This window comes from Acinetobacter sp. D009, assembly GCF_038562025.1.
GTDB classification, from domain to species: Bacteria; Pseudomonadota; Gammaproteobacteria; order Pseudomonadales; family Moraxellaceae; genus Acinetobacter; species Acinetobacter pittii.
This window is the reverse complement of record NZ_CP151886.1, coordinates 2,786,569-2,810,466: the sequence shown is the minus strand read 5'-3', so window position 1 is coordinate 2,810,466 and position 23,898 is coordinate 2,786,569. Positions and strand designations below refer to the sequence as shown.

At 38.4% G+C, this 23,898-nt stretch carries 24 protein-coding genes; 13 read left to right on the top strand and 11 right to left on the bottom strand.

Going from position 1 to position 23,898, the window contains the following annotated elements; all coding sequences use genetic code 11:
• Window positions 1–18: 18 nt before the first annotated feature.
• Together AAC388_RS13445 and AAC388_RS13440 are read right to left on the bottom strand one after the other, a co-directional pair.
• On the bottom strand, window positions 19–1,026 hold the full coding sequence (locus AAC388_RS13445) for a hypothetical protein (RefSeq protein ID WP_342370787.1): 1,008 nt from the start codon (window positions 1,024–1,026) through the stop codon (window positions 19–21).
• A gap of 26 nt (window positions 1,027–1,052) precedes the next feature.
• Complete coding sequence (locus tag AAC388_RS13440; protein WP_342370786.1) at window positions 1,053–2,078, bottom strand: alpha/beta hydrolase; 1,026 nt, start codon at window positions 2,076–2,078, stop codon at window positions 1,053–1,055.
• 284 nt (window positions 2,079–2,362) lie between these two features.
• Between AAC388_RS13440 and AAC388_RS13435 the strand changes: the two genes are divergently transcribed.
• On the top strand, window positions 2,363–2,977 hold the full coding sequence (locus tag AAC388_RS13435; protein ID WP_002117769.1) for a carbonic anhydrase: 615 nt from the start codon (window positions 2,363–2,365) through the stop codon (window positions 2,975–2,977).
• Window positions 2,978–3,013: 36 nt separating this feature from the next.
• Here AAC388_RS13435 and AAC388_RS13430 read toward each other — a convergent pair whose 3' ends face one another.
• Window positions 3,014–3,637, bottom strand: a complete 624-nt coding sequence (locus AAC388_RS13430) for an arylesterase (protein WP_005129345.1) — start codon at window positions 3,635–3,637, stop codon at window positions 3,014–3,016.
• A 44-nt stretch (window positions 3,638–3,681) separates the two neighbouring features.
• On the opposite strand from AAC388_RS13430, the gene AAC388_RS13425 reads away from it, so the two are divergent.
• Both AAC388_RS13425 and AAC388_RS13420 read left to right on the top strand, forming a co-directional pair.
• Window positions 3,682–4,374 carry an ABC transporter ATP-binding protein gene (locus AAC388_RS13425; protein WP_005129343.1) on the top strand — a complete coding sequence of 231 codons (693 nt, stop codon included), beginning with the start codon at window positions 3,682–3,684 and terminating at the stop codon, window positions 4,372–4,374.
• Between the two features lie 3 nt (window positions 4,375–4,377).
• Window positions 4,378–6,837: an FtsX-like permease family protein gene (locus AAC388_RS13420; RefSeq protein ID WP_342370785.1), complete on the top strand. Its 2,460-nt coding sequence runs from the start codon at window positions 4,378–4,380 to the stop codon at window positions 6,835–6,837.
• Between the two features lies 1 nt (window position 6,838).
• Here AAC388_RS13420 and AAC388_RS13415 read toward each other — a convergent pair whose 3' ends face one another.
• Window positions 6,839–7,648, bottom strand: coding sequence for a rhomboid family intramembrane serine protease (locus tag AAC388_RS13415; protein ID WP_342370784.1), 810 nt, complete (start codon window positions 7,646–7,648; stop codon window positions 6,839–6,841).
• Between the two features lie 76 nt (window positions 7,649–7,724).
• On the opposite strand from AAC388_RS13415, the gene mtgA reads away from it, so the two are divergent.
• Window positions 7,725–8,402 (top strand): monofunctional biosynthetic peptidoglycan transglycosylase, encoded by a 678-nt coding sequence (mtgA, locus tag AAC388_RS13410; protein ID WP_002117784.1) that lies wholly within the window; start codon window positions 7,725–7,727, stop codon window positions 8,400–8,402.
• Between the two features lie 105 nt (window positions 8,403–8,507).
• Window positions 8,508–10,586, top strand: a complete 2,079-nt coding sequence (ppk1, locus tag AAC388_RS13405) for a polyphosphate kinase 1 (protein WP_002117516.1) — start codon at window positions 8,508–8,510, stop codon at window positions 10,584–10,586.
• A gap of 60 nt (window positions 10,587–10,646) precedes the next feature.
• Here ppk1 and AAC388_RS13400 read toward each other — a convergent pair whose 3' ends face one another.
• On the bottom strand, window positions 10,647–10,775 hold the full coding sequence (locus tag AAC388_RS13400; protein ID WP_081037648.1) for a hypothetical protein: 129 nt from the start codon (window positions 10,773–10,775) through the stop codon (window positions 10,647–10,649).
• Window positions 10,776–10,832: 57 nt separating this feature from the next.
• Between AAC388_RS13400 and AAC388_RS13395 the strand changes: the two genes are divergently transcribed.
• Window positions 10,833–11,417, top strand: a complete 585-nt coding sequence (locus AAC388_RS13395; RefSeq protein ID WP_212823839.1) for an SPOR domain-containing protein — start codon at window positions 10,833–10,835, stop codon at window positions 11,415–11,417.
• Window positions 11,418–11,446: 29 nt separating this feature from the next.
• Here the strand turns inward: AAC388_RS13395 and oxyR are convergent, their stop codons facing one another.
• The 4 genes from oxyR to rubA form a co-directional block, all read right to left on the bottom strand.
• Window positions 11,447–12,355: a LysR family transcriptional regulator OxyR gene (gene oxyR, locus AAC388_RS13390; RefSeq protein WP_002117503.1), complete on the bottom strand. Its 909-nt coding sequence runs from the start codon at window positions 12,353–12,355 to the stop codon at window positions 11,447–11,449.
• A gap of 6 nt (window positions 12,356–12,361) precedes the next feature.
• Window positions 12,362–13,306 carry an esterase EstB gene (estB, locus tag AAC388_RS13385; RefSeq protein ID WP_016141902.1) on the bottom strand — a complete coding sequence of 315 codons (945 nt, stop codon included), beginning with the start codon at window positions 13,304–13,306 and terminating at the stop codon, window positions 12,362–12,364.
• 52 nt (window positions 13,307–13,358) lie between these two features.
• On the bottom strand, window positions 13,359–14,540 hold the full coding sequence (rubB, locus tag AAC388_RS13380) for a rubredoxin reductase RubB (RefSeq protein WP_057068522.1): 1,182 nt from the start codon (window positions 14,538–14,540) through the stop codon (window positions 13,359–13,361).
• A 94-nt stretch (window positions 14,541–14,634) separates the two neighbouring features.
• Complete coding sequence (gene rubA, locus AAC388_RS13375) at window positions 14,635–14,799, bottom strand: rubredoxin RubA (protein ID WP_000760495.1); 165 nt, start codon at window positions 14,797–14,799, stop codon at window positions 14,635–14,637.
• Between the two features lie 446 nt (window positions 14,800–15,245).
• Between rubA and AAC388_RS13370 the strand changes: the two genes are divergently transcribed.
• Entirely contained in the window at window positions 15,246–15,686 is a 441-nt protein-coding gene (locus tag AAC388_RS13370; protein ID WP_005070606.1) for an SRPBCC domain-containing protein, read from the top strand.
• A 15-nt stretch (window positions 15,687–15,701) separates the two neighbouring features.
• On the opposite strand, the gene AAC388_RS13365 is transcribed toward AAC388_RS13370, so the two are convergent.
• Complete coding sequence (locus AAC388_RS13365) at window positions 15,702–16,190, bottom strand: YqiA/YcfP family alpha/beta fold hydrolase (RefSeq protein WP_032004148.1); 489 nt, start codon at window positions 16,188–16,190, stop codon at window positions 15,702–15,704.
• Window positions 16,191–16,446: 256 nt separating this feature from the next.
• On the opposite strand from AAC388_RS13365, the gene lysS reads away from it, so the two are divergent.
• The 5 genes from lysS (at window position 16,447) to cysN (ending at window position 22,540) form a co-directional block, all read left to right on the top strand.
• Entirely contained in the window at window positions 16,447–17,976 is a 1,530-nt protein-coding gene (gene lysS, locus AAC388_RS13360) for a lysine--tRNA ligase (protein ID WP_002117806.1), read from the top strand.
• Between the two features lie 185 nt (window positions 17,977–18,161).
• Complete coding sequence (locus AAC388_RS13355; protein WP_068614590.1) at window positions 18,162–19,610, top strand: capsule assembly Wzi family protein; 1,449 nt, start codon at window positions 18,162–18,164, stop codon at window positions 19,608–19,610.
• A gap of 253 nt (window positions 19,611–19,863) precedes the next feature.
• Entirely contained in the window at window positions 19,864–19,995 is a 132-nt protein-coding gene (locus AAC388_RS13350; RefSeq protein WP_002117520.1) for a hypothetical protein, read from the top strand.
• Window positions 19,988–20,896, top strand: coding sequence for a sulfate adenylyltransferase subunit CysD (gene cysD, locus AAC388_RS13345; RefSeq protein WP_000140408.1), 909 nt, complete (start codon window positions 19,988–19,990; stop codon window positions 20,894–20,896). Before AAC388_RS13350 ends, cysD begins: the two co-directional genes overlap by 8 nt.
• A 30-nt stretch (window positions 20,897–20,926) precedes the next feature.
• Window positions 20,927–22,540 carry a sulfate adenylyltransferase subunit CysN gene (cysN, locus tag AAC388_RS13340; RefSeq protein ID WP_005070603.1) on the top strand — a complete coding sequence of 538 codons (1,614 nt, stop codon included), beginning with the start codon at window positions 20,927–20,929 and terminating at the stop codon, window positions 22,538–22,540.
• A 51-nt stretch (window positions 22,541–22,591) separates the two neighbouring features.
• Here cysN and AAC388_RS13335 read toward each other — a convergent pair whose 3' ends face one another.
• Window positions 22,592–23,149: a DUF2239 family protein gene (locus tag AAC388_RS13335; protein ID WP_014206078.1), complete on the bottom strand. Its 558-nt coding sequence runs from the start codon at window positions 23,147–23,149 to the stop codon at window positions 22,592–22,594.
• Window positions 23,150–23,362: 213 nt separating this feature from the next.
• Here AAC388_RS13335 and AAC388_RS13330 point away from each other — a divergent pair, with 213 nt between their 5' ends.
• A complete protein-coding gene (locus tag AAC388_RS13330) occupies window positions 23,363–23,875 on the top strand; it encodes a hypothetical protein (protein ID WP_342370783.1) in 513 nt (170 codons plus the stop codon).
• Window positions 23,876–23,898: the final 23 nt, after the last annotated feature.

Sequence of the window (23,898 nt, the reverse complement as noted above, 5' to 3'; positions counted from 1 at the left end):
TTAAATAACAAAGGCGCTTTAAGCGCCTTTGTTATTTAAGATATCTAATGCTTTTTCAGAATAATAAAACTTTTCTAGATAAACACGAGCACGGCGTCTTAAATGTCCAGTTGTGACTAATTGTTGTAGTACAGGTACAAGCAATGCGGTCAGTTCATGCTTCACTAAACTTTCGTCAATATTGAGGTCACGTAGTAACAAGTGAAAATTACGTTCCTGATTACGTACATACCAAGTGTAAATGCCATCATGTACTTGTTGTTTTAAATAATAGGTTTGACGAATGTGGTCCCAGATTTCATGTCCTAAACCTACTGTTTTTGTTAGATCTTGAACTTCTATATAATTTTTTAAAACAGACAGCGGCATCGTTTTAACTTTATGCCAAACATTTGCCTGAAAATGGTAGAGCTTATCATTGTCAAAATGTTGATTTAAAACCCGCTCACTCATCTGGCTCAGTTTTAAAATATTCTTTTGCAAATAATGATTAATCGTATCGTCCAGATTTGAATCAGTTACTGTTTCTAAAACAGATTTACCCATTTTCATGAAACGACCTACACCTGGTACACGCTTTGACATTGATTCATCTAAATAATCATGCATTGTTTGCTGAATCAGTTGCGTTAGCAGGGCTGAAAAGGCAGGGTTATTCACAATCGTTTTAATCAGCTTTTTACGGTGCTCTTCCTTACTTGCAACGTACTGTGCAATTCGGTCAATCGTTAAAACAGGAATAACGTCTTCAACAGTTGTTGTATCATTTGCAGGATGAATCAAAGCAAAGCGAATATGTTCAGCAATTTGTTCAATCAGAAAATCAGAAGCAGGCGTGTCTAAAATCTGCTTTTGAATCAGCTGTTGAATCGGTTCAAAAGTCCAAATGTGTTGTAATTGCCGACTTCCCAACCAATGATAAAACTGCTCAAACTCTTGTTGAATCACCTGAGTCTGAGCAAATTGCTCATCTAAAAAATCTAGATGAGCTTCAATAAGTTTTTCAATGAGGGGTTGGGTAGACATAAGGTCTCACAAATTAAAAGTTTTATTTAAGGCGTAGTCGTTTTTAAAGACTGGTTTGCTTCTACTTTCAATAAAAACGGTACATATTGTTGAATGACCAACTGTTCAGCTTCCAATATTGGCATATGGCCTACGTTTTCCAAAATAACGGGAGGCTCAGCCTTCTTTAAAAGCCGTTTCAGTTCATTTGCGACTTCTACATTAATAATTTTATCTTGTTTACCCCATAAAATGAGCGTCGGTGCATCAATTGTTTTGGTAAGTACGGCAAATGAATCTGGCGTATAAACCTTATTAAGTGCAATCAGTTGATCAACCAATTTTTGTGTTTGAGGCGCCTGATCAATCATCAATTTTTCTTGAGCTTGCAAAAACTCTTTAGGAATAAACGGAGGATTAAACATGGTTTGTTTTAATAAATAATTAAAGTCACCTTTTTTAGACACTAAAAGCTGTTTTAGGTAAGCAGGATCTTTTAAATAAATTGTGTTGGCTGAGCGAAAAATACCGCCGCTATCCACCAAGAATAGACTTTTGGTTTCAAATGGATATTGTCCAGCATAGAGTAGGGCAATAGATCCGCCGAGTGAGTGCCCAGCAATATGAATTGGACCTTTTAAATTTGCCGCCTCAACAAACCGACGTAACTTTTCAGCAAGATTTGGTACCGAATAATCGAAGTCTTGGGAAACGATAGTTTCGCCACTACCTGGCAAATCAGGAATAATGACATGATAATTTGTGGTGAGATAACGAGCCACTCGGTTCCAGTTATCACGGCTACCCGCTAAACCATGAATAAGGAGTAAAGTCGGTTTTGTTGTAGAGCCGCCTTCGCTATATGACCAAGTCACATCACCGACTTTTAAGCTTTTGCTTTGTAGGCCTGCCCAGCTACGTTCTTGCTGTAATACATTCTGGAATGTCACATCAATATTATCGGCTGCCTGTGTTTGAGAAATACTCATCACTGACAATACGCTACAAGCCAAAGTCAGTGCGGTAGCAGTTTTTTTCATAGAGGCCTTAATTGATGTGGACAGCCTTGTCATAGATTTCATCCTTGAAGCTTAAGCGAGTTTGAAAAATTATTGAAAAACTTTGCCAATGAGTCATTTGCCAAATGTTTGGAATGAAGAAAATTATAGTCAATCCGAGAACCAAAGTATGTCTATTTTTTCACTAAACAGTAGCGAATATGCAGTGAGCTCTACATTAAAGCAGGTTAAGTATTTTTAATTTTTTTCATAGAAAAGGATTTATTTTTTGTCAGTGACATTCAAATTTTGACACATTAAAATGATTTCCAACCTTGAAAAAACAATGGAAATATAAAATGCCTACTGCGCAAGAAGTTTTAGATCGTCTGAAAGCCGGTAATCAACGATTTGTAAATGGAAATACTTCCCTTGCAAAAACCTTATCTCATCAAGAACGCGCTGAAATGGCAAAGGATCAAAATCCGTTTGCAATTGTACTTGGCTGCTCAGATTCTCGTGTTCCAGCAGAGATGGTATTTGACCAAGGTCTTGGTGACTTATTCGTAATTCGTGTAGCTGGTAATGTGGTTGCACCTTCACAAGTCGGTAGTGTTGAGTTCGCAGCAGAGCGTTATGACTGCCCAGTTGTAGTTGTATTAGGACACAGCCATTGTGGTGCGATTCAAGCAACAATTGATACGTTAATGAATCCTGATCACCCGCCATCATCTAACCTAATGTCGATTGTGAACCGCGTTCGTCCATCAGTTGAAATTTTAATGCAGACTGATTTAAAAAATGATTTGAAAAAACTTTCATGTCATGCGGTACGTTCAAACGTTTTTGCTTCCGTAAATCAATTACGCCATGGTTCAGCGGTGTTAGAGAGCCTGATTGCAAAAGGTGAATTAATTGTTGTCGGTGCAGAATATTCACTAGAAACTGGTGAAGTTACTTTTTTTGATTTCTGATCATATTAAAAAAGAATACTTAAAGATAAAAGGTGCCTATAGGGCACCTTTTATATATGGGTAAGCTAAATTAAGTAGTTTTGACTGCGCTTGAGCATTGGGATGAATTAAATCATTTTGCATAAGCTGTTTTTGACCAGCAACACCATCTAGAAAAAACGGTAGTAGTTTCACCTGATATTTTTGACTTACAACTTTATAATTATTTTCAAAAGCTTTGCTATACGCAGCCCCATAATTTGGCGGAATCTTCATGCCAAAAAGAATAACTTTGGCTTTTTGTTTCTGGCTTAATTGAATGAGCTGATCCAGATTTTTTTGAATCATTTGAGGTGGTTGCCCACGCAAGCCGTCATTTCCACCTAATTCAATCACGACCACATTCGGCTTATAGGTCTGCAATAACTTAGGTAATCGGGCTAAAGCGCCGCTTGTTGTTTCTCCACTAACACTTGCATTGACCACTTTGTGTTGTTTGGGATACTGTTGGTCTAAGCGTTTTTGCAGTAATTGTACCCAACCTTGTTTGGGATCAATTCCGTAACCGGCACTAATACTATCTCCTAAAATTAAAATAGTTTTCGCCGATACAAGCATAGGCAGCATACTTAATGAGATGAGCATGATGCTTTTAGAACCAATCAAAAAAGATTTAGACATTTGTACTTCGACCCTGATTCTGAATACATAGGACTTTTCACATCATGCCACAACCCATCATTGCTGCCCATCAAGTTACACAAACTATTCAGATTAACCAAAATCAGTTTACGATTTTAAAAGGTATTGATTTAGAGATTTTTGAAGGGGAACAGGTAGCAATTACGGGACGTTCCGGCTCAGGTAAATCAACCTTACTAGGAATTTTGGCGACTTTAGATCAACCGTCTGAAGGAGAAGTCTGGTTGTGTGGTCAAGCTGTTCATCAGTTAACAGAGGAACAACGTGCCCAAATCAGAATGCAGCATATTGGTTTTGTATTTCAGTCTTTTCAACTTCTGCCTCAGTTGAGTGCGCTTGAAAATGTGATGTTACCTTTACGATTACGTAAAGACTTTGATTATAAAACAGCGGAGAAAAAAGCTTTAGATTGGTTGCATCGAGTAGGGCTGAGTCGTCAAGTTGAACAAACGCCTAAAGTCTTATCTGGTGGCGAGCAGCAGCGTGTAGCCATTGCACGCGCTCTTATTGCAGAACCACAAATTATTTTTGCGGATGAACCGACTGGAAACCTAGATGGTCAGACAGCACAAGAAATTGAAAGCTTGCTCTTTGATTTAAACCGAGAGTTAGGTACGACTCTGATTTTGGTGACCCATGATCGTAATTTAGCATCCCTTTGTCAGCGTCATGTTGAGTTAGATGATGGCCGACTAAAGACAGTACAGGGTGGTTAAACTATGCGTAATCTTCTCAAACCACTTTTTCTACAAAGTTTTCGTACGGGTGGATTATATCTACTCATTATTGCTCTATCGCTTGCGATCAGTGCAACAACTGCCCTGAAATTTAGTAACGACCAAGTTAAAAATGCAGTCAGTCTGCAAGCTTCACAAATGCTGGGTGCGGATTTGGTTCTGTCAAATAACGAGCCTATCGAACAGTCGTGGAAAAAAAGAGCAGAACAGCTGGGTTTAAAACAAACTAATGTCACTATATTTAGCTCGATGGCTCATACCCAAGATCAGTTTGTCATGGTGAATGTAAAGGCAATTGAGCCTTTATTTCCACTCAGAGGACAGTTGGAAATTGAACCAAGCGCTAAAGCGACTCAATCTGGGGAAGTTTGGCTAAGTCAAAGAGCAGCCGATTTACTTAAAGTAAAGCTAGGAGATACTGTTTCTATTGCTGATGGTACCTTCCGTTTTAGTGGCGTGATTGTGCGTGATTCAAATCAGGAACTTGGTTTTTCAGGCTTTTCGCCAACCGTTATTATTCATCAAGCCGATATTGCTAAGACTCATGCGATTCAGACAGGCAGCAGAATTGACTATCGTTTATTAATGGCAGGTAGCCCTGAACAGGTTCAGTCATTTTCAAAGCAATTTAAGCAACAGCATCAACCTTCTAAAGATGTAGATGAAACGGCTGGCTTACGTTTACGTGATGCAAGTGAATCGAATAGTAGGTTATTACGTCCGCTTGAAAATTTAGATACCTTTTTGCAATTGGCCAATATTTTAACGATTTTGTTGTGTGGTATTGCCATCGCTTTAACGAGTCAAAGATATGTTCAACAAAACCAAGATCATATTGCACTTATTAGATGCTTAGGCGCCAGTAAGTTCCAAATTTTATGTGCCTATATTGGATTGCTTTGTATTGTCAGTGCGATTTCAATTGTGATGGGCAGTCTATTAGGTTTAGTCATGGGTTATGGCCTGCTGCAACTTATGCTGCAATTGATTCCTCAATTAGAGTTAAGTTTTTCGGTTGTACCACTTTTACTAGGGCCTTTACCAATTGCGATTTTTACCAGCGTGATTGTGCTGCTTGGTTTTATTTTGCCAAGCATTTGGGAATTGTTAAATACTCCTCCCATCCGTGTTATTCGCGAGCAAGCCAAATCTCGAAAATCTTTATTCTTTATGTTTTTTGCAGGCATTAGTAGCCTGATCGTTTTTAGTTTGGTATTGAGTGAAAACTTAATGCTCAGCATTTTGGTGTTGGCGGCAATTATTGTTCTTTGTATTTTGCTTTATACCGTTGTTTGGCTATTGCTTCGTAGCTTAAAAAAGCTGAAAAATCGTTTGTCTTTTTATATTCGTTCGCCATCACAAAGCGCCTTACAAATTACTGCATTGGCTTTAGGCTTAAGCCTCATTACGGTACTCAGTGTATTAAGAACAGATTTATTAGAGCGTTGGCAGCAACAACTTCCAGAAGGAACACCGAATCAATTTGTTTATGGATTGCCTCCATTCGATTTAAAAGCATTTGAGCAACAATTAAAACAGAATGGCTGGCAAAGCACGCCGTTATATCCAAATATTCGTGGCCGATTGTTAGCTAAGAATGATGTGCCTTTTTCAGAAGAGGCTATAAAGCAAAATAATTCTTTGCGCCGTGAACTGAATTTGACTCAATCAAATCTACTACCAAATGACAATGTCATTACAAATGGTCAAGCCCAGTTTAATGGCGTAGGGCAAGTTTCAGTCGAAAGTAAAACTGCCGAAAGTTTGGGAATCCAAATTGGAGATAAGCTTACTTTTAGTTTGCCCGAAGGCAACTTACAGGCCAAAGTTGTGAATTTTCGGAGTGTCGAGTGGGAGAGCTTTAGCCCTAACTTTTTCTTTATTTTTTCACCTAAAACCTTAGACGAAAATGCTGGAAGTTATTTAGGTAGTTTCTATGTGCCTAAGCAAGATCAACCAAAAATGATCAATATTATTCAGCAGTTCTCAAATACCGTATTTATTGATGTTGACCGGATTTTAGATGAAGTAAAGCGCTTAATGAATGTTCTAGTCAAAATAGTAACTGTTCTAGCGGCATTAGTTGGTTTTTCTGGAATACTCGTTTTAATTGCTTGTCTAAATTTATTAATGGATGAGCGACGCCGTGAAGTTGCTTTGTTACGTTCATTTGGTTTATCTAAAAATAAAATGAAGCAAATGCTCAGTTTTGAGATTGGGTTTTTAGGTCTGTTAGCAGGCATAGTTGCCTGCTGTTTTGCAGAAGTGATTAGTGCGATCGCAAGTTATAAAATGAATATGGCAATACAATGGCATATTGAAATCTGGCTAATTTTACCTTTTGGCATGATGCTGGTTTGTGCTTTGATTGGTCGTTATCGACTAGGCTATCTCTGTAATTTACCACCTTTACAAAGTTTAAGAGAATTAAACCAATTGTAGTTTAAGGAATAATATCAGGGTTCTGGATGATGATTTCATGCCATAGTGGAAGTAACGGTGAGTTGATTTGTACACAGTACATATAAAAACCACCAGTAATGATTACTGCACCTAATAAGCCTAAAATTTTAAGTATGGTTTTTAACTTGCTGACATAGCTTAAGTACCACATCAGTGCAAGGAATGCTCCAATAATCATGCCGCCAATATGCGCGGCATTATTAATACCCGTTGCGACAAAACCAAAAATAAGGTTGATGACCATAACCATTAATAAAGCTTTTTTATCGAGTATGTAGGCTTGATCTGGAAGCGGGGGAAATAGAGAAAGTACTGTTAATGCAGCACCTAATCCCATCACGGCACCCGAAGCACCTGCACTGACATGAGGAAGTAAGCTTTGATCGAAATGTTGCAGTAATTCATGTCCATTTTGAATAGTCATATAGCTACTGAGAAGGCTGCCAAATAAGCCAGCAAGTAAATACAGGCTTATAAAATAGAAGCGACCAAATAGTGACTCAGCAACATTACCGAAAATATAGAGGGCCCACATGTTAAGCATGAGGTGAACAAGACCAAAATGAAAAAACATGCTGGTAAATAAGCGTTCGGGCTGCCCAGTAAAAGTAAGTGGTGTAAAATCTGCACCCCAATGAATAGCATCTTTCATGGCTGGGTCGCTAATATCGACACCAATTGCAATTTGCCAGACAAACAAACCTACATTAATCAAGATCAATAAGGCGGTCAGCCACCAAGTTTGTACATTGAGTTTACGATTAATGTGCGGAGGCTGATATTGAGTCATGCTATGCTTTTGTTATATATGAACATGCTTAACAGCTTAACATGAAAAAAGTTGAATACAGGAGATCAGGACGAACATGAAAGCTTTTATTGTTCGCGTGTTGTTAATTTTTATAGGGGCAATTCTCCTTATTCAGCTTTGGATTTTCTCAAGTTTGGTTTGGTGGCGTACACATGAAGTTGATACCACCATGTTTATGCGAATTGATTATTGGTCAGATACCTCAGAGCCGATCATTCATGAATGGCTTGACTATGATGATATTAGCGACAATTTCAAACATGCGATTTTAGCTGGGGAAGATGCAAAATTTATTCATCACCATGGTTTTGACTGGGATGGTATTCGTTTTGCTCTAGAGCGGAATAATGAAGAAGGCGAAGTAGTTGCTGGTGGTTCTACTGTGTCTCAACAATTGGCAAAGAACTTGTTTTTATACAATAAGCGTTCGTTTATTCGTAAAGGCCAAGAAACTATCGCAACTTGGATGATGGAGCGGATGTGGTCAAAACGCCGAATTCTTGAGGTATATATGAACTCTGTTGAATTTGGCAAAAATCGATATGGTGTAGAAGCAGCCGCGCAATATTATTATGGTAAAAGTGCGAGAAGCTTAACGCGCGAACAAGCTGCTTTTTTAGCCGCATTATTGCCTGATCCGAAATATTATCAAGATCACCGCAACGATCGTAAACTACAATATAGAAAACGCGTTATTCTACGTTATATGAATAGCACCCAGATTCCTGAATAATGATGTTTTAAAGATGTGTAAATTTTTTAGTTTTTACCAAATTGTCATATTTTTGCAGCATACTGTTTTATAGAGATTTTGGCTGGATAGAGAATTGAGTTAGACATGAATACAGCGATTACACCAACGACCCCAACAGAATATAGTTATAATGACCGTTATATAAATCGTGAATTGTCTATTCTTGACTTCCATTTGCGTGTATTGGAGCAAGCGGTAGACCCTTTACATCCATTACTTGAGCGAATGAATTTCTTGCTCATTTTTTCTCGTAATCTAGACGAGTTTTTCGAAATTCGTGTTGCGGGGGTGATGGAGCAATTTTCTCTGGGCAATGAGAGTCGTAGCCCTGATGGTTTGACGCCAAGACAAGTCTTACAAAAAATCTCTGAAACTGCTCACGCTGCGATTGAACGTCAATATCGTATTTTAAATGAAGAAATCTTACCTAAGTTACGTGAAGAAGATATTTGCTTCCTCCGTCGTGGTGAACTAACGCCAGCACAGTCAGCTTGGATTAAGAAGTATTTTCAAGAACAAGTTGCACCTGTATTAACCCCAATTAGCTTAGATCCAGCGCATCCGTTCCCACGTCTCGTAAACAAGAGCTTAAACTTTATTATTACCTTAGAAGGTAAAGATGCTTTTGGCCGTCAAATTGATTTAGCTGTGGTTCCAGCCCCACGTTCATTACCTCGCGTTGTCCGCCTGCCAGATGAGTTAACAGGTGGTAAAGAACATCACGTCATGCTATCTGCAATTATCCATGAACATGTGTCCGATTTGTTCCCTGGCATGACAGCAACTGGATGTTATCAATTCCGTGTTACACGTAATGCAGACTTGGCATTAAATGAAGATGTTGAAGATTTAGCTAAAGCTTTAAAAGGTGAATTAAGTTCTCGACGTTTTGGTCGTGCGGTTCGCTTAGAAGTGACTCATAACTGTCCACAGCATATTTATGAGTATTTATTGGAAGAATTTGATTTAACCGATGAGCAGTTATACAAAGTTGATGGACCTGTAAACTTAGCTCGTCTGGTTTCAAATTTTAAACGCCCTCATTTGCGTTATGACTCACATACGCCGGTTGTACCTAAAGTGTTTAAAAAGACCGAGAGCATTTTCTCTGCAATGCAGAAGCAAGACATTCTGCTTCATCATCCGTTTGAATCTTTCGCTCCCGTGATTCAGCTACTTCGTGAAGCTGCTCGCGATCCACAAGTATTGGCAATCAAGCAGACACTTTACCGTAGTGGTGCTGACTCTGAAATTGTACAGATTTTGGCGGAAGCTGCGCGTAATGGAAAAGAAGTGACCGCGGTTATTGAATTGCGTGCCCGCTTTGATGAAGAGTCAAATATTGAAGTAGCTAACGTTTTACAAGAAGCGGGCGCTGTCGTTGTTTACGGTATCGTAGGTTATAAAACTCACGCCAAAATGATTATGGTGGTGCGCCGTGAAAACAACAAACTTGTGCGTTACGTTCATTTAGGCACTGGTAACTACCATGCAATGAATGCTCGAATTTATACCGATTATGGTCTCATGACGACCGATAAAGATCTGTGTGAAGATGTGCACCGTATCTTCCAAGAGTTGACTGGTATGGGCAAAATGGCGAAATTGAAAAAGCTATTACATGCACCATTTACCTTACATGCTCAGCTCATCAACTTTATTGATGAAGAAATTGCCAATGCTAAGGCGGGGCGTAAAGCTCAAATTATTGTGAAAGTAAATGCCTTAACGGAAGTTCAATTAATCAATAAATTATATGAAGCATCTCAAGCGGGTGTTCAGATTGATCTGATTATTCGTTCTATTTGCTGTTTACGTCCAGGTTTGCCTAACTTATCAGAAAATATTCGTGTACGTTCAATTGTAGGACGTTTCCTTGAACATACTCGCGTTTATTACTTTAGCAATAATGGTGATGCACGTATTTACTGCTCAAGCGCAGACTGGATGGATCGTAATTTATTTAACCGTGTTGAAGCATGTTTTCCTGTGGAAGATCCTGCATTGAAAAAGCGTATTTATCAACAAGGCCTAGTGAACTATTTGCAAGATAACCAGCAAGCTTGGTTGTTACAGTCAGATGGTACTTGGGTGCGTGCTGAGCCAGCAGAGGGTGAAAAATTGCATAATGCTCAACGGGCACTATTAGAAATGATTAAATAATAAGTTTTAAATTTAATTAAAAAAGCCGACAAAATGTCGGCTTTTTTAATTCACTGAAATTCAAAATAATTTAATTAGTTTTTCTAAATGGTTGTTGGGTAAACGATAATAATTTGAAGCACAGCAAGATGTTTTTAAAATATGTGATTTTCCCCATAAAACATTGAATTTTAAAAATATACAAATCATGTGAAATCTACTTTAATACGCCACATTAAATATACTTAACTTCGGTAAATGAATAAGATGCAATGCTTTATTAGAAATTTACTTATTAGAATACTTTTGGGGATAATGCCAGTGGCGGCCTACGCAGATCAGAAGTGTTATGGGGATATCATCGTATTTCAAAGGTTTGATGATCAAGCGATATATCCTTATTTTGCGCCCGTTTCCAATGATAAAACTAAAAAGAGTGAGGTAAGGAATAAAACAATAATCATCCAAAAAAGAAAACAAAAGCAGGAGGAATTTTTAGCGCAAAAGAAAAATGAGGAAGTTCACACAAAAGAAGAAAAGAAAAATTCTGATAATAAAAAACAACTTGATGCTGCGATCGCTAAAGAAATTTTAGAAAATGGTGAAAAAAAATGGATGGTACAAGTTGCGCTAGCTTCTAATCAAAATAAAGCAAATAGGATTCAGTCACAGCTTGAAGCAAAGGGCTATAAGGTTGTAACCAGCTCAACGACTAAAGGAATACGAGTCATGATAGATCCAGCCAACGACTATGCTATAGCACAAATTATTAGAGAAAAAATTATTTCTGATAATAGTTTGAATATGCAATCTGCTTGGGTGTTTAAGTGGGCATCCCTTACACCTCAATAAAATAAAAAGGAGTCCGAAGACTCCTTTTTTTATTCATGTAGGTTTGTCGTGATTTTCTGCATAATTTGCAGTAATACGTCAAATTCACTTTGTAGCGGCGTACTTTTACGAGTGACTAATGCTAAAGTGCGGCTTGGGGCATCTTCAATTGGTTTTGCAGTAATTTGATCATTAAACTTGATCATACTATTTTCAATTGCAATTTCTGGTAAAAGCGTAAAGCCTAAATCAGAAGAAACCATTTCAACTAAAGTTGGTAAAGAGCTTGCTTTTAAACGGTTATCGTTTTTACGTTCACCGATAGGGCAGGCACTTAAAACGTGGTCACGTAAACAGTGACCTTCTTCAAGCAAAATTAATCTTGATAAATCAAGATCATCTAGAGAGTTCGCTTGAAGAGCATTTGTATCTTGCTTACTACATACAAGGTACAAATTTTCTTTCGAAATTTCAGCGACTTTTAGGCCTCTAGTATCAAACGGTAGAGCAAGAACAATCATGTCTAGATTACCGTGTTCTAGACGCTCTACAATTTTTTCACTTTGAGCTTCATGCAGATGCAACTGAATTTTAGGTAACTGCTGATGCACTTCATCAAGTAACCGTGTCAGGATAAAAGGTGCAATGGTTGGGATAACTCCCAAATGCAAATCGCCTGTTAACGGTTCACTCATTTCACGGCTCAAACGCATTAAATCTTGAGCATCTGCTAGTAGTACACGGGCACGAGCAACAACTTGTTCACCCAATGGTGTTAAACGCACATTCTGACGGTCACGCTCTACCAGAACGCCACCTAACAATCGTTCAAGCTCCATGATGCCGCCTGATAACGTCGATTGCGTGACAAAAGAGCGGCGTGCTGCTTCAGTAAAATGCAAAGTTTCCGACAACGTAACTAAATATGATAGCTGTCTTAGTGAGGGTAATGCAGCCATAGTGTCCTAGTATGATGATTTAAAATGATGCGCAAATAAACCGCTAAGCTGAGGAATAAAATGTGCAGGGATATCATGCCCCATTCCATCAATTAATTCAAACTTAGCACCGGAAATTGCTTTTGCTACAGCCTTACCATGACTAGGTGGAAGTAAACGATCACGAGAGCCATGTAAGACTAACGCGGGTTGCTTAATTTCACGGTCCAGTTGAAGTAAGGAGCCTGTACATAATATTGCTAAAAACTGTTGAAGTACACCAGCAGGATAATAGCTACGTTGATAAAGTTTGCGTGCAGTTTGCATTGCTTCAATCTGGTTGACGTAACCAGGTGAACCAATCAATTGAAATAATTTTAAACTGTGATTAACAATACCATCTTCGTCACGTGACTCAGGTTTGCCAATTAAACTCAAAAGCTGTTTCGGAAAAGGAGGGGGTAAAAAAGGCTGATTATTACTGGTAAACATGAGCCCCAATTTCTCAACCTTTTCAGGATATTTTGCTGCAAGAATTTGAGCGATCATCCCGCCCATTGATGCACCAATGACATGTGTTTTAGTCACGCCTAAGCGGTCAATGAGCATTGATACATCATCTGCCATATCATGCAGAGTATAAGGCGCTCCTTGGTTACTTAACCCCAGCGCAAAGCGACCCATCAATTTAACCGTATTTAACCGTTTACCTTCATGACGTACTTTTGAAGAAAGGCCAATATCACGGTTATCAAAACGAATAACACGAAAACCTTGATCAATGAGTGATTTACAGAAGAAATCCGGCCAGAAAAGCATTTGAGCGCCAAGACCCATAATCAGCAAAATGGTTGGATGTTCCGGTTTTCCACCTACTTCTACATGTAGCTCAATACCATTGCCTAAGTTGACTTTGGTTTCTTGCATGAAAGATGTATACGGCGAAACGTTAAACTGTAAGGCACTATTCATGTTATCCATTCCTTAAAGGAATACTCACAAAAGAGTATTCCTGATTCAAATCTTATGCTTGGGCTGGAATAAGATCTGGAACAAGCTTTGTTAAAGTTAAGCGTTGTTTACCTGCTGTTGCACCTAACAATACGAAACCACGCAATGTTCCATCATTGTCAATTGCTTTAGCAAGCATACCATCGTCGAACTCTTCTGTTTCCCAGTTCACTTCTACATCCACTGGAGCTGGTAACACTGTAAGTGGAGCTGCAGGAGTTTTTACTGCAACTGGCATAGCAGGGTAGTGCACGGCAGTTTGTTGTCCGCTGAGGGTTTTTGCAAGAGCACGAGCTTGCTGCATAATTGGCATTACATACGGAAGTAGCGTGCCATTTACTTCAGCGCAATCGCCAATCGCATAAATATCGGCTTGATTTGTTTCAAGTAAACTATTGGTAATAATTCCACGGCTTGTTTGAATATCTGCACTTTTAGCAAGTGAAATATTTGGCTGTAAACCAATTGCTGAAAGAACAATATCGGCTACCAAAGTTTGGCCGTTTGCGAGTGTAATCGCATAATCTTCGCCATTATTAATTTTGCTGACTTTTTCAACGGTTGTGCCTAAAGCAAATTTAACACCAGCCTCTTCGAGATTTTGCTGGAATGCAGAAGCAATATGACCTGGCAATAAGCGACCTAATGGCTGAGGTGCCAAATCAATGACAGTGATGTCATATTCACTGTGAAGTAAGTCATTGGCGAATTCACAACCAATTAAGCCAGCACCTAAAATAACAACACGTTTGTCTTTACGTTGAGCTAGATTTTCACGGAAAGCACGGTAATCAATCAGCGAGTTCACTACATGAATGTCATCGCTACCATCGCCTGCAATTGCAAGACGAATTGGGTTAGCACCAACCGCTAAAATCAGTTTTGAATAGGGTTGATTCGAAGTTACCCCATCTTTCTCAAGAACAAGCTCATGACGTTCAGCTAAAATTTCTTTTACAAAAGTGAAAGGCTCAATACGCATATTGAGTTGGGTACCCATTTTAGCAGCATCACCTAAAGCAATCTGTTCAGGTGCTTTTTTACCTGCAAATGCATTTGATAATGTTGGTTTTGCATAATTCACTGCATCATCCGCACAAATCATCACAAGTTCTTGCTCTGGGCTAAGTTTACGAAACTCACGTGCTAAGGTATAACCCGCCATGCCTGATCCGATAATGACGATAGGATGCATTTTTCTCTCCAGAGTTAGAATTGTTTATTTAATACGGTAATGGGTAATATTCGTAAAAAAGACCATGTCAATCATGGCCTTTTGCTTTAAATCATTAGATTTCGATCATTTCGAAGTCAGCTTTTGAAACGCCGCAATCAGGGCAAGTCCAGTCATCAGGGATATCTTCCCATTTTGTTCCAGCTGCAATGCCGTCTTGTGGCCAACCTTCTGCTTCATCGTAAATCCATCCACAAACGATACATTGATATTTTTTCATGAGACTCTCCGCACTGATAAGTTTGCTCAAAGCTGCCTTTCAGTAAAACTATTCCATCTATTAATAATGTAACCACGATCCGGTCAATAATAACCAATGTGCCTTTGATCGGATATCAAATTTTTACGCAGTTCTACATTTAATGTAAAGCAAATAACGGAGTTTAATCATTCGTAAGCAAAGATGAATGGCAGGTTAGGACAAATAAGTGGTTTTTTAGGCAAAACTTGAGCATAAACTAATAATAACTAATACATTCTTAACGTTAATTTTAAACTTAATGTTGTTTGTGAAATTATTGAGAAATAAAAAGTGTCTGCTCATTTAAAAGATTTATATAATAAGAAAGCTAAATAACAACAAATAAAGATTCAACAGATGTCATTATTAAACGCGAAAATTAAAATTCGACAGTATAAGAACGGAATAAATCAGGGAACTTAAGTATGGAAAATTTAGTATACGAAGTAGAAATTGAGGCGCCTATAGAAAAAGTATGGGAATTACTTTGGAATAACGAGACATATAATGCTTGGACAAAATTCTTTGCCCCAGACTCTTCAATGCGTACCGATTGGCAAATCGGTGGTAAAACTTATTTTCTAGATGGTGAAGGCAATGGCATGGTCTCCACCATTGAAGAATTGAAAAAGCCGGAAATATTGATTTTTAAACATTTAGGAATGATTAAGGACGGTAAGGAAGATTTAGAAAGTGAAGAAGTTAAAGGCTGGAGTGGTTCCCAAGAAAAATATTTTTTGAGCCAGCACGATAGTGTAACTACTTTAAAAGTCGAATTAGCCACCTTACCTGAATACATGGGTATGTTGAAAAGTGGCTTCGTTCAAGGATTTGATGTAATCAAGAAATTGGCAGAAGGAAAATAGGCAATCGGCATCAATTTAAGCCAAATATTTTTTATAAATTTTCATAATCAAATCATTGAGGCGAGAAGGATAGGCCAAACGATGATGTCCGCCTTCAAACGTTTCAATATTCATGTAGGGCGCAAGTTTTTCTTGAACCTGATACATATCAAGTTGCTCATCTCCTAATTCTAAATAAGCCATTTTAGGATTAGAGAGGGTAAGTTCTTCTTCGGAAAGCTGAGGATAATCAGGTCGAAAGCTAGGCGTAAGACTTGGATTTGCCACAATCACAGCTAATTTATGTTGAGCGGCAGTTTTTAAGGCCCAATATCCTCCAAGGCTGTGACCAACCAGTAAATCTGGTTTAATCGTCTGAATAGCCTGATGATAAAAGTACTCAACAGACGCATAACTTAGGTTACGATAATCAACGTCAATACAAAATTTTTCAGGATGTAAAATGGCGTGGAACTTTGTCGATTCACGAGAAGAATCCAAGCCATGTAAAAATAGAATTTTCATTATTTACGACACAATCTCATTGATAAAATACAAGGCAAATAGGGCCTTTGAATATCGAGGTTATTTGGATTTTTTTATATTTTACTAAAAGCTTTAAAAAATGATCTTAGCGATTGGTCTAAGTCATTTTGCCTTTAAAAAGTACGGCTCGTTTCCATAAATTGTCTTTTTTCATTTTTGTTTGATTGAAATCATTCGAAAAACTCCTGCAATCTGTTAAGCTATGCCACTTCATTTTTACTTAATCGAGGCAGAGATGACGCAACAAAACGCTCAATCGACTTCTGAACCAACTATTTCCGAAAACGATTTAATTGCACAGCGTCATGCCAAATTAAAGCAAATCCAAGATGTTGCGAAGGAAACTGGAAAGAGTCCTTGGCCAAATACTTTTAAGCGTGAACATTACGCAGCTGATCTACAAGAACAATTTAAAGATCAGTCGAAAGAACAAATTGAAAGCGCTGAGCATGTCTATGTAAAAGTGGCCGGCCGTGTCATGTTAAACCGTGGTTCTTTCATGGTGATTCAAGACATGACAGGTCGTATTCAGTTATATGTTGACCGTAAAGGCTTACCAAAAGATATTCTTGAAACCATTAAAGGTTTAGATCTCGGTGACATTATTGCTGCCGAAGGTTATATCGGACGTTCAGGCAAAGGTGACTTATATGTTCATCTTGAAGGTTTTGAACTTCTTACAAAATCGCTTCGTCCGTTACCAGATAAATTTCATGGCTTAAATGACACAGAAGTTAAGTACCGTAAACGCTACCTTGACTTAATTGTGAATGAAGAAACACGTAAGACTTTTGAAATCCGTGCCAAAGTTGTTGCAGGTATTCGAGCATTCTTAAACAATGAACGTTTCATGGAAGTTGAAACGCCAATGATGCATGTGATTCCAGGTGGTGCTTCTGCACGTCCATTCGAAACACATCACAATGCTTTGGATATGCCTTTATTCTTACGTATTGCACCTGAACTTTATTTGAAGCGTTTAGTGGTTGGTGGTTTTGAACGTGTGTTCGAAATTAACCGTAACTTCCGTAATGAAGGGGTGTCAACACGTCACAACCCTGAATTCACGATGATCGAGTTTTATCAGGCATATGCTGATTATAAAGACTTAATGGCATTGACTGAAAATATGCTTGAAAAGTTGGCTTTGGATATTCTAGGTACAACTGATGTTCCTTACCAAGGTGAAGTGTTTAGCTTCAAAGGACCATTCAAAAAAATCTCTATGTTCGATGCGATCTTAGAGAATAATCCGCAGTTCACACCTGAAAATGTAGGTGATCGCGAGTTTCTTGCAAAATTTATTCGTGAAGAGTTGAAAGAAGAGGTTAAGCCAGGTTTTGGTTTAGGTAAGCTTCAAACAATCGTATTTGAAGAAACTGTTGAAACTAAACTTCGTCAGCCAACATTTATTACTGATTACCCAGCGGAAACTTCTCCATTGGCGCGCCGTAATGATGACAATCCACACGTTACAGATCGTTTTGAATTCTTCATCGGTGGTCGTGAGTTAGCAAATGGCTTCAGCGAGTTAAATGACCCAATCGATCAAGCTGAGCGTTTCCAAGCGCAAGTTGCTGAAAAAGACGCTGGTGATGATGAAGCAATGCATTACGATGCAGAGTTTGTTGAAGCACTTGAATATGGTTTACCTCCAACAGCAGGTGAAGGTATTGGTATTGACCGTTTGGTTATGTTATTTGCTGACGCACCAAGTATTCGTGATGTAATTTTATTCCCGCATATGCGCCGTAAAGAAGGTTAATCTTCTAAGATGCAAAAAGGCAGTATTTATACTGCCTTTTTTATTACCTTTTATATCTAGAAACTTACCTACTTATACTAATCTTAAGATAGCGTTAAAAAATGTAATTGCACAGTTTAACAATTGCAAAGTTGTGATAAAAAATTTAAGGTGTTGCTCATAAATAACTTTGAGAATTGGCTGGCATGTTTCTAAGAAAAACACTTTCGATTGCAATATTGGCAACTGCTTCATCCGCTATTTTTGCACAAGGTTTAGTGCTAAATAATGAAGACTTACGTACCGACTTAAACTGGTTAAATCAACAAGGTGTTATCAGTATTAGCACCTCAACTTGGCCGTTAAGTGGTGATGAAATTCAAAGAGCACTTTCTCAAGCAAAAGTGACGCATCCAGCTCAACAAAAAGTTATTAATTCAGTACTTAATGCATTAAAAGCAGATAACAATACAGTTAAAGTGGGTGCTTTTGCTGAAACTGATATCAAAAATATTCCTCAAGCATTCGGTGATAACCAAAAAGCTCAATATCAAGGTTCGTTAGAGTTTAATGCTGGCGGTGAAAACTGGGATGCTAAAATCCGAGTAAATGCAGAAAAAGATCCACAAATTGATAATGGGCAAGATGTCAATGTTGAAGGTTCATATGTCGCTGGTAAACTTTGGAATCAATGGGTAGTTGCAGGTCAAATTCCGACATGGTGGGGGCCTGGACACGATGGTAGCTTAATTCGCGGTGATGCCAGTCGACCAGTTTATGGGGTAACTGCACAACGTGCTGTGCAAAATGCTTTTGAGACAAAATGGTTGTCTTGGATTGGGCCTTGGCAATACCAAGCATTTGCTGGTCAATTAGATGATTATAAAGCAGTACCTGATGCTAAATTAATTGGATTACGTTTAACTGCACAACCATTACCATATATCGAGTTAGGTGCATCGCGTGCTATTCAGTGGGGTGGAGATGGCCGTCCTGAAAGTCTTAGTTCGTTATGGGATGCATTTGTTGGTAATAAAGATAATGGCGGAACTGGCGAACCAGATCCATCAAACCAAATTGCTGGCTTTGATGGTCGTTTATTGCTGCAACCGCTATTCCAAGTTCCAGTCAGTTTATATGGACAGTATGTAGGTGAAGATGAAGCAGGTGGTTTACCTTCTAAGAAAATGTACTTAGCTGGTGTGGACTATTCATCTAGCTACAATAACATGCCGTACCAACTTTATGCAGAGTGGGCAGATACGCGTACTAATGGTGATGTAAGAGGTATCTCTTATGCTCATACTTCAACATATAAAGATGGCTATTACCAACATGGTTTCCCGTTAGGCCACGCGATGGGCGGTGATGGGCAAATGTACTCAGTGGGGGGCGATATCCGCTTTGATGTCATGAACCGTTTAAGCGGTCGCGCTATGGTGGTTAAAGTTAACCAATCTAACTTGGCAATCAATAAAGCATTCCCTAAAGATGATGAAATTAAAGCACTTGATTTAACTTGGACACATTTCATCAAACCTGATCTTCCATTAAAAATTAATGGATGGGTAAGTGATTCGGATCTTGAGGGTAATGATGCAGGTGCATCTATTGGTATTGAAATTCCATTAGAACGTAAAATGTTTGGTTTCTAAGATTAGATCATGTTTTAGAAAAGAGAAGCGATTAATGCTTCTCTTTTTTATGGCTTTTAAAGAAAACTAAAGACTAGAACATGATTTGCTTAAGTTGACTACACAAGCTAGGATTACAAAGTTATACAAGTGAATCAGCATATTACATGTATATGATTAAATCGAATATCAATATGAAAAAACAAGCAAAAGGAATCGGTTTTAAATCACTATAATGCATAACTAATGCTATAAGCCATATAAAGGCTTGTGGTTGGATTATCTATCACGAAAAATTGGAGTTGTTATGGCACTCGTTCCTCCACATGGTCTTCTAGGTGGTGGTTTAATACTACTTCTAGATTTTATGGGCAAAATGGATAGAGAAGGACGTGTTCATGACTGAATCAAGACTCACACATCTCAAACAGCTTGAAGCGGAAAGCATTCATATCATCCGTGAAGTTGCTGCAGAATTCGAAAACCCAGTCATGCTTTACTCAATTGGTAAAGACTCGGCTGTTATGCTTCATCTTGCATTGAAGGCATTTTATCCAGCTAAACTTCCATTCCCTTTATTACATGTAGATACGGGTTGGAAATTTAAAGACATGATCGCGTTTCGCGATAACATGGCAAAAACTCATGGTTTTGACTTAATTGTTCATCAGAACAAAGAAGGCCGTGAAGCTGGGATCAACCCATTTGATCATGGTAGTTCAAAATATACAGATATTATGAAAACCCAAGCTTTAAAACAGGCTTTGGATAAATATCAATTTGATGCTGCTTTTGGTGGTGCACGTCGTGATGAAGAAAAATCACGTGCAAAAGAGCGTGTATATTCATTCCGTGATAGTAAACACCGTTGGGACCCGAAAAACCAACGCCCTGAACTTTGGAATCTTTACAATGGTAAAGTGAACAAAGGTGAAAGTATTCGTGTATTCCCTTTATCTAACTGGACTGAGTTAGATATCTGGCAATATATTTATTTAGAAAATATTCAAATCGTTCCTCTTTATTTCTCTGCTGTTCGTCCCGTAGTAGAGCGTAGCGGTACGTTAATCATGGTTGATGATGAGCGTATGCGTCTAAAAGAGGGTGAAGTTCCACAGATGAAGTCTGTACGTTTCCGTACGCTTGGCTGTTACCCGTTAACTGGTGCAGTTGAGTCTGAAGCAGATACGTTACCTGAAATTATCCAAGAGATGCTTTTAGCCACGAGTTCTGAGCGTCAAGGTCGTATGATTGACCATGATGAAGCGGGCTCAATGGAAAAGAAAAAGCAAGAAGGCTATTTCTAAGACAATTTCTAAATTTGTGGAGTTTGAGCAATGTCTCATCAATCAGAATTAATCAGTCAAGATATCTTGGCCTATTTAAAGCAACATGAACAAAAAGACCTTCTACGCTTTTTGACTTGCGGTAATGTAGACGATGGTAAAAGTACGCTTATTGGACGTTTACTCTACGATTCAAAATTGATTTATGAAGATCAATTGCAAGCAGTAACGCGTGACAGTAAAAAAGTAGGAACTACGGGTGATGCACCAGACTTGGCGTTACTAGTAGATGGCCTTCAAGCAGAACGTGAACAAGGTATTACCATTGACGTAGCTTACCGTTATTTCTCAACAGAAAAGCGTAAGTTTATTATTGCGGATACTCCAGGGCATGAGCAATATACTCGTAACATGGCAACAGGTGCGTCAACTGCTGATTTGGCAATCATCCTGATCGATGCGCGCTATGGTGTACAAACTCAAACTCGTCGTCATACGTTTATTGCGAGTTTGCTTGGTATTAAAAATATCGTTGTTGCAATCAATAAGATGGACTTGGTTGAATATTCACCTGAGCGTTTCACTGAAATTCAGATTGAATATGATGCTTTCGTAAGCCAATTAGGTGATCGTCGTCCAGCCAATATTCAGTTTGTACCAATCTCTGCTTTAAATGGTGATAACGTTGTAAATCCGTCAGCTCATACGCCGTGGTACAAGGGTCAAACCTTGATGAGCATTCTTGAGTCGGTGGAAATCAGTCGTGAATCGAATAAACACGAATTCCGTTTCCCTGTTCAGTATGTAAACCGTCCAAATCTTGATTTCCGTGGTTTTGCGGGTACCGTTGCTTTAGGTGAAATCAATGTTGGTGATGAGATTGTTGCACTGCCATCAGGTAAGCGTTCAACAGTTAAAGAAATCGTTACTTTTGATGGAAACCTTGAGCAGGCTGTAGCGGGTCAAGCGGTTACATTGACCCTGAATGATGAAATTGATATTAGCCGTGGTAACGTTTTGGTACGTGCTGGCGAGCAACCGTTAATTTCACGTAGTGTTCGTGCTTCAGTGGTGTGGATGAATGAACATCCGCTCGTGAAAGGTAAGTTATACAACGTTAAGATAGGTACCCAGACTGTTCCTGCTAAAGTGACTAACATTCACTATCGTGTGAATGTGAATACACTTGAACATACTCATGTGGAAGAGCTTGAGTTAAATGCAATTGCAGATGTTGTAGTTGAGTTCGATGCGCCAGTTGTATTTGATCAATATCAAGATTCTCGTTATACAGGTTCATTCATTTTCATTGACCGCTTAAGCAACGTAACTGTTGGTGCTGGTATGGTTGAAGCTGCTGTTGAATGGACTGCACATAGCAATCCTGTAACAGCTGAAGATCGTGCTGCACGTTTGGGCCAAAAGCCAGCGGTGATTGGGATTTCTGCACAGTTAATCGAGAAAGCTCAAGTTTTAGAAAGTTTATTGATCCAACAAGGTGTAGTTGCGATTGCAAAAGCCAACTTAACTGCTGAGCAAATTACTTTATTGCGTGAGACGGGTGTTGTAGTTATTACTACGGCTGTGGATGGTACAGATACAGAAGTTACTGCTGAAACCGTTGAAGAGGCAGCTGAAAAAGTTGTGGAATTAGTTCGTCTTTAATAGACTGAATTGATTTTGAAAAAACCCGCGTAAGCGGGTTTTTTATTGGGTTTAGAAAATACTTTGAGTTTTTAAAGTTAAATATTCTCTTAAATCTTTGGGATAGCTCTGAATCATCTTTAAAAATATATCTCGATCACCTTGATATAAGGCACGTGTTGCTTCTTCGTAATTTGGCATATTGCCCAACATAGCAGACATAAAACGGTCGATGGCTTGTTTAGCGAGCATAATATTACCTTCAGAATTTGGGTTATTTAACTCTTTATCAATTAACTTACGAATTACTGCTGATGCACTCGCACTTTGTTGATCTAACCAATCCCAATGTTTTTTCTGTAAAGTGATTTCACGAGAAATTACTCCGAGTTTAGGTCGTCCAACTTTTTTAATTTCTTCCGGTTCACCATAACGTTGATGAAATTCTTGTTCCGAACCAGAAAGATCAAGATCAATTTGTTGACCTGTTTGATCATTAAAAATCAGAATATTTTCCGTTGTTTTCGGAAGATCTTTGAGTTTTTTTGCAAGTTCAATGAGGGAGTCACTCGCAATAAGCGTGCTTCCAGTGAAGGCAGTATAGGTGATTTTAGTATTCATTTTAGCCATATATTTTTATCTGGGTAAAATAATATTATCAGGGTAAAATTAATTTGGCAAATAATTAAAATTATAACCAAAGAATTATTTGATTTTATGAGTGTAGTCTATGAAGTTAGGACTATAAAAATAGTCAAGATAATGGGCTATTTAAAATTTTACTCTGCTTTAGTATCGCTTTTATGAGAGAATACGCCTTTAGTTGTATGTATAGAGACTCCTATGTTTGAGCAATCTCCTGAATCTTTAAGCGATATCGAAATTTTAGACATTTTACAGTCGATGAAAAAAGATAAGCTAGATGCGGAAGCAAATGAGATCATCCGTAACGGGGGAAAAGCAGGACGTCAGGAAGCACATAAACAGGCTTTAGTGGCACTGAATACAAATTTTGAAGAAAAGTTTGTAGAGGCAGTTACTCTTGCACTAGGTTTAAATGCAGCTCAAGCTAAAAAAATTCGCTATAAAAAAGATCGAATTCGTATTTTAAAAGCGCGTGGTATTGATTATTTAGCTATTGATGGTGCAGAAACAGCGCAAGTTTTGGCACAAATTTCACAAGCGATTGTTCGAGAAGATGCAATAGTTACTCATGACTTACATGACATCTTCCCATTTTGGAAAGAAGGTTGGCCAATGGTGCAATTTGATAATGCCTATAAAATTTTAGAAGAAGATATTAGCTTGCACTTTCATGCATTCTTAGACGCCATGATTGAGTATATAAATAAATAAAAATAAAAGCCCCGTTTGGGGCT